General features: G+C 44.4%; 12 protein-coding genes and 2 tRNA genes. 3 read left to right on the top strand and 11 right to left on the bottom strand.

What is annotated here, in order from left to right; translation table 11 throughout:
* The first annotated feature begins 121 nt into the window (after positions 1-121).
* The 3 genes from A3738_RS01775 (at position 122) to A3738_RS01785 (ending at position 3,073) form a co-directional block, all read left to right on the top strand.
* On the top strand, positions 122-1,258 hold the full coding sequence (locus tag A3738_RS01775; RefSeq protein ID WP_231876497.1) for an SPFH domain-containing protein: 1,137 nt from the start codon (positions 122-124) through the stop codon (positions 1,256-1,258).
* Complete coding sequence (locus tag A3738_RS01780; RefSeq protein ID WP_156502797.1) at positions 1,255-2,199, top strand: NAD(+)/NADH kinase; 945 nt, start codon at positions 1,255-1,257, stop codon at positions 2,197-2,199. The genes A3738_RS01775 and A3738_RS01780 overlap by 4 nt, the downstream gene beginning before the upstream one ends.
* Before the next feature lie 139 nt (positions 2,200-2,338).
* Positions 2,339-3,073, top strand: coding sequence for a Tim44-like domain-containing protein (locus A3738_RS01785; RefSeq protein WP_068481093.1), 735 nt, complete (start codon positions 2,339-2,341; stop codon positions 3,071-3,073).
* A gap of 112 nt (positions 3,074-3,185) precedes the next feature.
* Here the strand turns inward: A3738_RS01785 and A3738_RS01790 are convergent, their stop codons facing one another.
* The 11 genes from A3738_RS01790 to A3738_RS01840 form a co-directional block, all read right to left on the bottom strand.
* Positions 3,186-5,000: a phosphotransferase gene (locus A3738_RS01790; protein WP_068481090.1), complete on the bottom strand. Its 1,815-nt coding sequence runs from the start codon at positions 4,998-5,000 to the stop codon at positions 3,186-3,188.
* 37 nt (positions 5,001-5,037) lie between these two features.
* Entirely contained in the window at positions 5,038-5,790 is a 753-nt protein-coding gene (locus A3738_RS29040) for a cyclin-dependent kinase inhibitor 3 family protein (RefSeq protein WP_197472367.1), read from the bottom strand.
* Between the two features lie 333 nt (positions 5,791-6,123).
* Positions 6,124-6,200, bottom strand: a tRNA-Met gene (locus A3738_RS01800).
* Between the two features lie 123 nt (positions 6,201-6,323).
* Entirely contained in the window at positions 6,324-7,418 is a 1,095-nt protein-coding gene (gene ychF / locus A3738_RS01805; RefSeq protein ID WP_068481088.1) for a redox-regulated ATPase YchF, read from the bottom strand.
* Positions 7,419-7,514: 96 nt separating this feature from the next.
* A complete protein-coding gene (gene pth / locus A3738_RS01810; protein ID WP_068481086.1) occupies positions 7,515-8,105 on the bottom strand; it encodes an aminoacyl-tRNA hydrolase in 591 nt (196 codons plus the stop codon).
* Between the two features lie 53 nt (positions 8,106-8,158).
* Positions 8,159-8,800 (bottom strand): 50S ribosomal protein L25/general stress protein Ctc, encoded by a 642-nt coding sequence (locus A3738_RS01815; protein WP_068481083.1) that lies wholly within the window; start codon positions 8,798-8,800, stop codon positions 8,159-8,161.
* A 147-nt stretch (positions 8,801-8,947) separates the two neighbouring features.
* Entirely contained in the window at positions 8,948-9,892 is a 945-nt protein-coding gene (locus A3738_RS01820) for a ribose-phosphate pyrophosphokinase (RefSeq protein WP_068481080.1), read from the bottom strand.
* Positions 9,893-9,963: 71 nt separating this feature from the next.
* Positions 9,964-10,038, bottom strand: a tRNA-Gln gene (locus tag A3738_RS01825).
* Positions 10,039-10,086: 48 nt separating this feature from the next.
* The gene (gene ispE / locus A3738_RS01830) at positions 10,087-10,971 is read right to left on the bottom strand and encodes a 4-(cytidine 5'-diphospho)-2-C-methyl-D-erythritol kinase (RefSeq protein ID WP_068502042.1); all 885 of its coding nucleotides are present in this window, start codon (positions 10,969-10,971) and stop codon (positions 10,087-10,089) included.
* A complete protein-coding gene (lolB, locus tag A3738_RS01835) occupies positions 10,956-11,522 on the bottom strand; it encodes a lipoprotein insertase outer membrane protein LolB (RefSeq protein ID WP_197473516.1) in 567 nt (188 codons plus the stop codon). Before lolB ends, ispE begins: the two co-directional genes overlap by 16 nt.
* A 42-nt stretch (positions 11,523-11,564) precedes the next feature.
* Positions 11,565-13,385: a tetratricopeptide repeat protein gene (locus tag A3738_RS01840; protein WP_197472365.1), complete on the bottom strand. Its 1,821-nt coding sequence runs from the start codon at positions 13,383-13,385 to the stop codon at positions 11,565-11,567.
* Between the last annotated feature and the right edge of the window lie 26 nt (positions 13,386-13,411).

Here is a 13,411-nt window from a genome sequence, read left to right on the forward strand (position 1 = left end):
AACGTGTTAACAGAAAGCACTAAACGAAAGGCCTGGATAGACCGGCCTTTCAAACACAACTTAAGGTAGCTTGGATTAAGTTCACCTAATGCAGATTCCGCAAGGCGCCCGACAATGAGTGATGACACATATCTCATGGATAGGCGAAGTGCGAGCGAGGATGCAACGAAGCGAAGATGCGCTAGGTGAGGTTAAGACGGCTTCCGAAACAGGCAAGGAGTTTGTCATGTTAAATATCAAATACATTAAGGTTGCACCGACAACCTATCTTATGCAGTTCAAAAAAGGCCAGGTTAAGCGTAAAGGTACAGGCCTAGCACTATGGTATTACGCACCCAGTACTTCTCTGGTGGCGATTCCAACTGGAACGAGTGATCTTCCGTTCATATTCAAAGAAACAACAAAGGACTATCAAGAAGTCACCGTGCAAGGTCAATTGGTTTACCGCATTGCGGAACCCGAAAAACTGTCTTCGCTAATGAACTTCACTTTAAAAAGCGAAGCGACGTCTAAAGACCTTTCTTATCAATCTGACGATCCTGATAAATTGCGCAATCGAATTCTTAATTTGATCCAAGTGAAAATGAGTGCGGCGATAGAACAAATGGAATTGCGAGAGTCTTTAGCTGCTTCCCAAGACTTGGTTCGACTTATCAAGAGTGAGTTATCCAGTTCAGAGGTGATCAATACACTGGGGCTCGAAGTGATCGATTTTTCTATCGTTGCAATCAAACCTGCTCCAGAAACTGCTAGAGCTTTAGAAGCAACTGTTCGAGAACAGCTCCTTGAACAAGCAGACGATGCAATCTACAAACGTAGAAATGCCTCGATTGAACAAGAGCGAGTTGTTAAAGAAAACGAGCTAAGCACTGAGCTGGCAGTGGAAGCCAAACAGCGCGAAATCAAGGAAGAAAAACTTAAGGCAGAACGTTCTCTTCAAGAACAACGACGCCAGATGAAGAAAGAGCAACTAGTTGCGGAAGTTGAACAAGAGGAACAGAGACAAGAACTCGTAGAACTGGCAACCGAGAACAGTCGCAAGCAAGCGGACGCAAAAGCTTATGATATCGCCGCCACCATGGAAGCTTTGTCAAAAGTGGATGCGAAAGTGCTCGAAGCCATGACAATGGGTAATCTAGATCCGCAGCAGCTACTCGCACAAGCGTTCAGAGAGTTAGCTGGCGGTGCAGATAAGATAGGCCAGTTGAATATCGCGCCTGATCTCCTTCAGTCTATTTCTGGGAGGCTACAGCAATGAGCGTTTTGCCAAAAACAGATAGGAGAGAGCAACAAGATGCCAAAGCCATTGTTGTCACTCGAAGAACCCGATTCGAAGAACTAATAGCTCAGTACAATACGGAAGCGCAGGCCAAGTTTGTGATTGAGAGCAGGGGAGCTGACTTCGAAGACTATAAGCTTGAATATCAAACTTATACGCAAGCAGTTAAACAAGTAGAGGCGGCGCTTTTTAGCGCTGCCCGAGTTCAACGCTTGGATCGCGAGTTTTTACCGAACTTTATTTTTGGTCCTAACGATATCGTTGTGGTCGTTGGTCAAGATGGTCTCGTAGCCAATACGCTTAAGTATCTAGTTGGTCAGCCAGTAATAGGAGTGAACCCGGATCCAGCAAGGTTTGATGGTCTGCTGCTACCGTTCCAAGTAAAAGACGCGCCTTTGATATTCGGTGACGTTGTTAAAAGCAATTACCAGTCAAAGCAAATCACAATGGCAAAGGCCACGCTAAACGACGGGCAAGAGTTGTTGGCCGTAAACGATCTATTTATCGGACCTCGCTACCAAACCTCTGCTCGATATGAGATTCAGGTAGACGGAAAGCGCGAAGTTCAGTCTTCCAGTGGAATTATCATCTCAACGGGATTAGGCAGTACGGGTTGGTTAAAAAGTGTTGTCGCTGGAGCCTCTGGTGTCATTGGTGGGAGCAGAGAAATCGATGCTTCTTTTGCTTGGGATACGAATCAACTTAAGTTTGCTGTTAGAGAGCCTTTTCCGAGTCAAACAACAGGTACTGAGTTGGTTTATGGTTCCGTAGAAACAGAATCGTCGATGACAGTTTCATCGCTTATGTCGGGGAACGGAGTGATCTTTAGCGACGGAATGGTGGATGATTATTTGGAGTTTAATAGTGGGGCTTTTCTTAATATTGGAGTTGCCGCCATGATTGGAAACTTAGCGTGTTAGTTATGAAATATTTGTGTGACTCTTCCCTCATTAAAAGTGCTGAGTAATCAGTTATTAATCGCTGTTTTGATAAGGTTAAGTCTGTATTTTTAGCGCTTTACGGCTAGCTAGGCTGGTAGAAACTTAAAAGGAAGTATGAATGAAAAATGTATCTGTATTTATGGCCGGTATTATTGCGGTGTCTCTATGTGTGATGGCCGATCCCGCATTGGCTGGTCCGGGCGGTAAAATAGCCTCAACAATATACGAGTCGTTCTGGGGTAAAGTCTTACTCGTTGTATTATTTATCGCGTTTCTACCTTTGATAATCCTCAATACAATTAAAAAGAAGTTAGCAGAGAAGCGTGCGCGTAAAGACTTAGCCTATATGACTAGATATAGCGATGTTTTTGATTGGCTATCTTTGCAGCAACGATTCAAGGATTCCTTTTTGCGAGTCCACAAAGGTTGGGCAAACGAAGATTTGTCAGATGCTTCGAAGTGGATGACGGATTGGTATTTGCAAAATCAGCAGCAAGTGTATTTGGAGAATTGGAAAAGCCAAGGCGTCAAAAACATTTGTGATGTTAAGAAACTAAAAACGATCACGCCGATTCTTTTTCAACACAAAAATCATTCAGATAATCATGAAGGATCTAAGTTAGTCGTCTCAATGACTGCAAATATGAACGACTATCTTGAGCATTTAAAAACAGGGGAAGTCGTTGAAGGCAGTAAGAAATACAAAGATGTAGAGACAATCTGGATGTTCACATTAGAAGACGGTATATGGAAGGTGTCTGCTATTGAGGAAGTTGCTACTTTAATGAGTTTCGTTAAAGCGGTTAAAGATATGCCACCAATTGAATCAACTGTTCCAACTCCAATGCCTTAAAACGCAAATAGAGGCAAGTTAGCTAATAGGCTTGCCTCTATTGAAACTGCTTGATGCAAGTACTTTTGGTTCTATAGGCAGCCGATTTTTTATTATCGTTAGTCAGTCCATTTCAAGAATTAAGGGAGCACATTGATTTAAGTAATAATATTAAATTTGAGGCTAGGTAAGCAGACCAGATACGTTGAAGTTCGTTTGGCTCATCAAACCCAATAGTATGCACAGCATACCTTAGCTGCGGTATTAGCCATTGAATCTTTCTCGACGGATCATTCTTTTCAATTTGTTGGCTAGCTAACTTTCTTATGTGGCAAACAGATTCATAAGTGCGTTCAAATTGTGTCCCAAGAAATTGTTCTGACAACTTTGGCAGATAATCAAAAGGGTCATCAAACCTAAGTAAAAAATCACTAAACTCATAAGCTAGTTGAAGATCTGCATCAGACTCAATTGGTGTGTAGATGTAGAGAAGGTCGTTCTCAAGTTTGGCGAAATCTTTTAGTACATGTCCGCGATGGGTATGAAAGAAATCGATCAGCCAAACGTTGTCGCGCTCGTCGATAATGACGTTTGCACCATTGAGGTCGCCATGCACGAAGGCAAAGGGGTAGTCTCCAGTGAGCGGAGGTAATTTATCCAACTCTTCTTTGTAGAATTGATATAGGTTAGGTGCCTGTTTATTGCCGGGCAGGGTGATGGGACCTTCGGTAGGGTAATCGCCAATAAGTTCTTCTATCTTACTTTTGACTGATTCAGCCCAGTAAGAATCGAAGCAGTAGTATTCGAGCAGATCGGCTTTATCGTTAGTGGCTGCTCTGTAAAAGCGACCAAGCTGGGTTTCAAATATATCGTTCAGATACTGGTGCAGTTTATCTGTGCTTTCGCCCTGCTGAAAACAATCCTGAAGTGAGCGTGTTTTTCCAGAGCCCATTGAGGCGTAGCGGTATTTGATCGCGCCTAGGTTTTCAGAGTCGGCGTATTGTGCGATCGCCGGTGCATTATTACCAAGAACTTGCTCGATTTGCTCGAAGGCCATTCGTTCCTTAGCCATCAAGTCACGAGGGCCAATTTTGATAACGTGAGGGGCTTGTTCATGGCTATGCATGTCAATGCTGTTGGAGCCTGCGACGAGATTACCAGAAAATCCACCATCGAGAATTTTCAGAGAAAGCTGTTGGCAATCTCTAAATAGATAGCGAATCAAAAATTCATACTCGGGATCGAGATTCATCTCGCCAGACGTTTTGATCGTGAGTGATGTGTCTATTGATTTGTTAGTTATGGTGGTTCCGGTGCCACCTAGGAAGCGAATAAATTCGCCGATGCTATTAACGACTGTTGCACCCACCAAACGCTCTAATTGTTGTAATGCCAAAAAGTGTTGGCTGCGAGAAGAACTAGCGGTGAGGGCACTGCAAATAGCGATCTCTGCCTTCGGGTATCTAGTTGCTAGTTCGTAGGCTAGGAAAAGGACCTTTGCCTCAGTCCATACGCCTATGATCCCAATACGAAGCCTGTCAGTATTGGCCTTATCAAACTCGTCCAAAGTTGCTTTTAATTCAGTGCCCTCAAAATCGTTGAGCGTGGTGCTGTTAATGATTGTAGATTCGGAAGAGCTGGCACTAAATATAAAGTCGGCGCCTTTAGTATTTTGAATGCAGTGCGGTTTGAACTGGGCTAGGTGACTGGCCTGATCCGGGCAATCTGGATTATGCCAGTCCCGAATATGAATTGTGTTTAGCTGGTTGCTCGGTTGAGCATTCGCCCAATCCATAAAACGACCGATAGGGCCTGTATCGATATCTTCGCCGATTAAGCGCTTTGATTCTTCGTGGCCGACATGTAGTTGGTTTGGGAGTGGTTCACCCGAAGCAAGAGGCTTCACGAAATCGTTCTGTAAACACTGAGTAATAAGTACAGCTGACATCCTTTATCTACTCTTTAGTATTATTCTAGATTTATTGTTATATGGCCTTCCAAGCCTGAGCAAGAACATAGCATTCTTGGTCATAGGTTTCTATAGAGTTGGGTCTCGCGTCTCGAACGTACTGGATAGCTTTTACGGGGTTTATCCCTAGTTCAGTTAATATACGTGCTGCCAATAGGCCTGTTCTGCCTAGTCCGCCGCGGCAGTGAATAACAAAAGAATCACCATGTTTGAGAGCTTCATATAATTGCGCTTTGTTTTCTGCCCAAGTGGCTTCGAAGGTGCTATCAGGTACTTGCATATCTTTAATGGGTATATGTAACCAGTTAAGTTGTGAGTTTTTGAGCGCCGTAGGAAATTGAGTTACGCCAAGAATCTCAAATTCGTGCGTTTCCATTAGCGTGATAAGCGTTTTGCCGCCCCAGGCCAAGATCGCTTCTATATCTGTGTTTAGATCACGCTCCCATCTGCCTCCATATAATCCGTCGCAAATTTTACCGGGGCAGAAGGTTAAACCAATTTTACCTTTGGCGTTTGGAGGGTGTATTTCATCAATTCGAAGGGGGTGTGTTTTACTCGTTTTAATTTCGTTTGGTCGCTGTTGAGTTTCGAGTTTTGCACGAAGGTGTTCGAGAGGGCTCCAAGCGTTTCGTTCATGATCGAAAAAGCTCCAAAACTGCCATGCATTGCTAGTGCTATTGGCTGCGATAGGCATCGTATTCATTGCCGAGTTTATTGAGGTGTAGGTCGTTAAATCACCCTTAACTGTGCCATCGGACAGTAATTTCATATACACGCACTTATTACCTATTTTGGCTGCGATCGTTAGCGGTGAAGCGATAAGCTCGTTTGCAAAAAGGTCTTGGGTTTTTATGGGTGTCAGTTTCATAGGTGAAGAGTTTGGTAATGAAGGTATAAATAATGTGCTAGTCCGTTTGCTCCGCAACTTTATGTTGAAGGCACTATAAGGCCAAAGTCTAGATTACATCTTATCGAGTATGAAGAAGAGAGCACCATTTTGCAGGATCTACTAGAAAGTTTGATCTTACCGATGTTTTTATGGGGCTTGTTTAGAGCATAGAAATAAAAAAGCCCAGTTAAAAAACTGGGCTTTTGAAATAATTGGTGGCTACACCTAGATTCGAACTAGGGACCCCATCATTATGAGTGATGTGCTCTAACCAACTGAGCTATGTAGCCATTTGAGTCTTAGGACTTAGCGGTAGCCCTGCTCAAGAAGGCGCGTATTTTCTTGCTTTTACCTTGTTATGTCAACAGCTAAAAGTAAGAAAAATACATTATTTTTCTTACTTAAGTTTTTGACTAAACATTGAAGCGGAAGTGCACAACATCGCCGTCTTGAACGATGTAATCTTTTCCTTCTAAGCGCCATTTTCCGGCTTCTTTCGCACCGTTTTCACCGTTGAATTCGATATAGTCGTCATATGCGACTACTTCAGCTCTAATGAAGCCTTTTTCGAAATCTGTGTGTATCACGGCAGCTGCTTTTGGCGCAGTGTCACCGGCTTTCATTGTCCATGCACGCACTTCTTTTTTACCAGCAGTGAAGTAGGTTTGTAATCCTAGTAGTTCGTAGCCTGCACGAATAACACGATCAAGGCCTGGCTCTTCCATGCCTAAGTCTGCAAGAAACTCATCACGCTCTTCATCTTCTAGCTCTGAAATTTCAGCTTCTAACTTATTGCAGATAGGTACAACGACAGCGTTTTCTTTTTCAGCGATTTCGCGCACGGCATCGAGGTGTGGATTGTTCTCAAAACCGTCTTCATCTACGTTAGCGATGTACATGGTTGGCTTGATCGTTAGAAGACATAGCTCTTTGATGGTTTTAAGTTCGTCCTCATCTAAGCCTAATGCGCGAACTGGCAGACCTTCGTTGAGGTGAGGGAGTAATTTGCTCTCTAAAAGCGCTAGTGCTTTCTTAGCATCTTTGTCGCCACTTTTAGCTGTACGCGTGTAACGCTTTACCGCTTTTTCTACGGTATCTAGGTCGGCAAGAGCAAGCTCTGTGTTAATAACGTCAACGTCAGCTTGTGGGTTAACTTTTGCTGAGACGTGCACAACGTTCTCATCTTCAAAGCAGCGTACTACGTGCGCAATAGCGTCTGTTTCACGAATGTTGGCTAAGAATTGGTTACCTAGACCTTCACCTTTAGAGGCGCCTTCAACAAGCCCTGCAATGTCGACGAACTCCATTGTCGTTGCGAGTGTTTTTTCAGGTTCGACAATGGCTGATAGTTTGTCCAGTCGTGGGTCTGGCATGGCGACTACGCCTGCATTGGGCTCGATCGTACAGAAAGGGAAGTTCTCTGCGCCGATACCAGCTTTAGTTAATGCATTGAATAGCGTTGATTTGCCAACGTTTGGAAGTCCTACGATGCCGCAGTTAAAACCCATGGTCTGAATCCTAGTGTGTCTGGTCTTAAAAAATTGGACGTATTATATAGAGAAGGGCGAGGGTGGTCACCTTGTTGGGTGACAAAGATACGATGTTTAACTTGCTTTGAAGCTATGCAGTGCGTTCATTGCTCGAGCGGTATCTCCAGAAATGATCTCTGGCAAATATCGACTCGCTTCGTCGATGACTGCAGTGAGTTCTTCTGTTTCTTTTTTACCAAGTTTTCCGAGTACATGGCCGGTTACTTTACTTGCGTGGCCTGGATGGCTGATGCCGAGTCTTAGTCGTGAGAATTCTTTATTGCCGCCAAGTTTGGCGATGATGTCTCTAAGTCCGTTTTGGCCGCCGTGTCCGCCGCCTTTTTTAAGTTTCATTGCCCCCATTGGAATATCGAGCTCGTCATGTGCGACAAGAATTTCTTCTGGCTGAATCTTAAAAAATTGAGCAATCGCTTGAACGGCTTGGCCGCTGCGATTCATAAACGTAGTGGGAACTAAGAGGTGGATATCTTTTCCTGAGAAGTTGGCTTTACAGTAAAGGCCGTGGAATTTCTTCTCTGGTTTGAGGGTTTGAAGCGCTTGTTGTGCAAGCGCTTCTACAAAGATGGCACCCGCGTTATGGCGGGTATTTGCGTATTCGGCTCCGGGGTTACCTAAACCGACAATCAGCTTGATCTGTTGAGTCATGGCTGAATGTGCATTCCCTAGCTGGTGCCAACGTAATAAGCTCCGGTGGGGGCTTATTCGTCACCTTCGCCTTCAGCTGCAGCATCTTCTGCTTCGTCAGCAGCAGAGCCTTTCGGCTTGTGTACAGATGCAACAGAAAGGTCGTGATCTTCACCTTGCTGAAGTGCAGCAATCGTTACACCTTTAGGAAGAACGATGTCTGAAAGGTGAACGATTTGGTCCGCTTCAACTTCAGTCATGTCAACTTCGATGAACTCAGGAAGATCTGCTGGAAGACAGATAACTTCAACTTCAGTCATTTGGTGCTGGATCTTGCCGCCGCCAAGTTTAACGCCTACACATGCTTCTTCGTTAGTGAAGTGAAGTGGTACGTTAACGTGGATAGCTTGGTTTTTAGTAACGCGCTGGAAGTCAGCGTGCATTACTTCATTCGTTGCTGGGTGGCGTTGAAGATCTTTAAGAATTGCATTCTCTTCTTTACCATCGAAAGCGATAGTAAGGATGTGAGAGTAAAATGCTTCTTCTTCTAGTGCGCGGCGAAGTTTGTTCGCAGCGATAGAAAGAGAAACAGGCTTCTTAGACTTTGTGCCGTATAGGATTGCAGGTACTTTGCCTTCTAGACGACGCAGGCGGCGGCTCGCACCTTTCCCCTGGTCTTCGCGAAGTTCTGCTTCGACAGTAAATAAATCACTCATTATTGATTCCTCAATAAGCGTTGAAACAAGTCCGCGACCAGACTCATAACACGCATTTTAAAACGAAAAAAAGCACTTATGTGCTTTTCGATAGTTTGCCTACGCCCTTGAAAGGAATAGGCAAATTTTTCTAACGCGCTGCTTCGTTTAGTCGAAGAGTGCGCTAATTGACTCTTCATTGCTGATGCGTCGAATCGACTCAGCAATTAGGCCGGAAATCGTAAGGGGGCGAATCTTACCACATTTTTCAGCGTTGTCACTTAATGGAATGGTGTCTGTGACAATCAATGCGTCCAATGTGCTGTTTTCGATGTTTTTAATCGCTGGGCCCGACAAAACTGGGTGGGTGATGTAAGCGTAAACTGCTTTTGCGCCATTCTCTTTCAATGCTTCTGCGGCTTTGCATAGCGTGCCTGCCGTATCAACGATGTCGTCGATGAGTAAGCATGTTTTGCCTTTTACATCGCCAATAATGTGCATTACTTGAGAAACGTTCGCTTGAGGGCGACGTTTGTCAATAATTGCTAAATCTACATCGCCAACGCGCTTAGCCATTGCGCGTGCGCGAACAACACCGCCAACGTCTGGGCTGACAACGATAAAGTCTTCTTTAAAGCGCGTCATGATATCGTCGACCAGAATAGGTGTTGCGTAAATGTTGTCTACTGGAATATCAAAGAAGCCTTGAATCTGATCAGCGTGCAGATCAACAGTCAATACGCGGTCGATGCCTGCGCCAGTGATCATGTCAGCCACAACTTTTGCTGTAATCGGTACACGCATTGAACGCACACGACGATCTTGTCGTGCATAGCCGAAGTAGGGAACAACCGCTGTAATACGGCCTGCAGATGCGCGACGTAATGCGTCGGTCATGACCACGAGTTCCATAAGGTTGTCGTTGGTTGGGTTGCAGGTTGGTTGGATGATAAAAACGTCTTTACCGCGAACGTTTTCGTTAATCTCAACAGCTACTTCGCCGTCGCTGAATTTAGTGACTTTAGCGTTACCGAGAGGTAGGCGTAAATTGTCGACAACTTTCTGTGCTAAATCACGGTTTGCGTTGCCGGTGAATACCATCATTTTAGACATGTGGGTAGCTTACCTCGTTTCAGAGCTGCTTGTGGCGATCAATGTTTGGCTTATATATGGGTATTGAATAATGGCTGGGGTAGGAGGATTCGAACCTCCGCATGACGGGATCAAAACCCGTTGCCTTACCGCTTGGCGATACCCCAGTAATCTGTACCTAAATAAAGTCTGCAATATAGTTCAATTTTGAACTTTTACCTTGAGTAATCCTTTGCGAACGTCTCAACTTCATTTAGCTTTTGATGAGCAGGAGAGAGTGAAACTCCCTTGGCTATAAAGCCCTTGAATTTGGCGCTAGCCTCGTTCAAAACCTGTCTTGCTTCTGTCTCAGTTGAAAGTCGACAAAAACAACATGCTCCAGTTCCTGTTAGCTTTGTTGGTCCATATTTACTCAACCAATCAATTGCTTCTTTAACAGTAGGGTAGAGCTGCTTAACTAGTGCTTCGCAATCGTTGTGAAGCGTGTTTAGTGCCTGTCCCTCTAAAGCGGGCGCTATTCTCATCTTTGGAGTGTCTCTTGTCAACACTTCATTTGAAAAAATTTTTACCGTGCTAATGTGTGCTTCTGGTGCTAGTACAACATACCAACAATCTGGTGTTTTTATAGGCGATAATTGCTCGCCAATGCCTTCTGCCCATGATGTTTTTCCGTTTACGAATACTGGAACATCGGCACCTAATTGAATCCCTAAGTCGCAAAGTTTTTCGTTGCTTAAATTGCATTGCCATAAGTAATTTAAAGCAATTAATGTCGTCGCTGCATCAGAGCTGCCACCGCCCACACCTCCACCCATGGGTAGACGTTTATTTAGCGTGATGTCGACCCCTTTATAGTACGTGGCGAAAGGTTCCAAAAATTTTGCAGCTTTGTAAATTAGATTGTCTTCGACAGGAATGTCGTTGAACTCAGGTTTGATCGTAATAGCTTGGCTTGAGTTCAGTTCAAAATGTAGTTCGTCCCCAAAATCGAGAAGTTGAAAAACTGTTTGAAGTTCATGGTAGCCGTCTGGTCTGCGCCCATTGATATGTAGGAATAGATTTAACTTGGCGGGGGCTGGAAGGCTTAGAGAATGGACCATTGTGCAACTACCAATGTAATACGCGTGTCGTTTTGTTCGATTTTGATTCGGCCAGGTAAGGGAAGGTTTGATACATCGTGGTAGCGATCTAGGTGTATTGTCCAGCCATCTTGTTCAAGTGTAGATAGTAGGCCTTGGTCGTTGAGCGTTTCTTGGGATTTAGATTGCGGTGCTGGAATGCCGCGCAGCCAATAGCGAATTCTTTGTATAGGTAAGGGGCTGCCTAGTAACTCTTTGATTGTGTAGTTAGGGTAGTCTGATCTAACTGGTTCTTGGCCGGGTTCGTTAGCCTCAATCCAGGCGGCGGTGCCTTTCAGTTCGATGGCGCCTAATCCAAAGAATGCAGAACTTAATTCGATTTGGTATTTGTCAGCGTCTTGAAGCCAGTTGTTGATGGCGACACTGAAAGCTTCTTCGCTATTGCGAAAGCCTAGTTTGCCATTAAATTGAAAGGTCTCAATTTGATAAAGCTTAGCGCGGAGTTCTTTTGAGCCGTCGTTTTCGAAGCTTTTATAGCTACTAGAGCAGCTCATCAGTAATAAGCTGAACACTATCGTGAAAGTCCAGCGAGATATGGTTTGAGGCATTTTCTTTTAAGACTCTGAGTTTGTTTCTAACTCAGGCTCTGGTTGGTCTTCGGCAGAGTTTGTAGTGCTATCTTCAGAGTCAGCGTTGGGTTCAAGCATTTCGGGTGCAAGTCTCTGTAGCGTCTCTATTAATACCTTATGATCTGGTTGTTGACGCAAACTGTTGCTCCAAACAGTTCTTGCTTGGTCTTTTTTGTCGAGTGACCAAAGTGCCTCGCCTAAGTGTGCTGCTACTTCTCCGTCTGGATATTTTAAGTACGCTGCACCTAGTAACTGTACCGCTTCTTCGGCTTTTCCTAATCGGAAAAGGACCCAGCCCATGCTATCCATGATGGCTGGATTATCTGGTTTTAGCACAAGCGCCTTGCCAATGAGTTGCGCAGCTTCCTCGAGTCGATCTGTGCGATCAGCCAAGGTATAACCTAGGGCGTTCAGGGCAATCGCATTATTTGGGTTTTGGTCGATGAGGTGGCGCAGGTCTGCTTCCATTTCTTCAAGCCGATCGTCGCCTTCGTAATGCATTGCTCGTGCGTAGACGAGTTGTTCATCATTTGGATGATCAGCAATACCTTTGTCGAGGCTCTCTAATGCTGCGTCACGTTGTTCAAATGTGTTCAATAGCTTGTATTCAATGAGCCATAATCTGACTTCGTTATTTGGCTGTTCTTTGCGCAGGCTTGCAAGTAATTCGATCGCTTCATCTTGGCGATCAAGCTTGGTAAGTATGTAGGCCTGACGTTCAACAGACGAATTGTAATGTGTTCCAGGTGAGACGGCTTTGAAGTAGTTAAGTGCTTCTTCAAGTTGTTCCTGTTCTTCTGAATATCGACCAAGGTAGTAGTTTGCGTCGTTTTTGTGCGCAGGGTAATTTTTCAATTGCTCGAAGACGACAGTTGCTTCTTCTGGTTTGTTAATTTCTAAAAGTAGAAGAGCGTACGAAAGTTTTAAGCTTGGAGACTCAGGGTAATATTCTATAAGTTGAGCAAACACGTTTGCTGCATCTTCTGTTTGCTCACGCTCAATAAGGAGGCTTGCGTATAGTCTCCCAATTGCATTGTTATCTGGAAAGTCGTCAAACGCATCAGCTGAATATTCAAGCGCTTCTTGTTTCTTTCCGCTCTCGTTCAAACAGTTAGCTTTGACGATAGCTGCTTGTTGGAATCGTGGTTGTACTTTTAACACAGCGTCTAGGTTGGCAATCGCTTCATCGCATTGCTTCAAGTTGCGTTGAACTAATGCAATGCTGTACTGCACCTCCCAGCTCTCTGGATATTGTTCAAATAAATCTTTATACAGGGTAAGAAGTGCTTGTTTTCCTTCTTCGCTTTCTTGTGCTGAATTGATAGCAAGTGCTTCAACAGATGTGTTGCCTCCTAGACGCAAAATCTCTGAGGTGTGAAACATTGCTTGCGTGTAGTCTTTGTCGAGAGCGTATTGATATCCAAGCAGTTGGTGTGCGGCGATCGAGTTTTCATCTTCTTCAAGCCAGAGCATTGCCAGCTCTTGAATTGCTTCACCATCTTTGGCGATTTGTGCGGCATTTATTGCGCGTAAAATGACAGCAGGGTCTCGGGTGACTTGTGCTTGATGAATATAATTCACAAGTGTTATGTCAAACTGGTTTCGCTGAGATGCGATTTCAGCAACCAGTAAATCATATAGCGTGTCTTGTTCGACAGAAAAGTCTTGGTAAGTGACGTCTTCTTCTGCTGAATTGGACTTAACCTCTGCGTCAGTCGAGGCTGTGTTTTGTGTGTTGAGAAGGCTCGCACAACCACTAAGAGTGATGAGCGCGCTTAAAACAAATGCGAAGCGAAATGAATTCAAAGGTGTCTCTTTTATCGTTACTAGAT

It is taken from the genome of Oleiphilus sp. HI0066 (genome assembly GCF_001635725.1).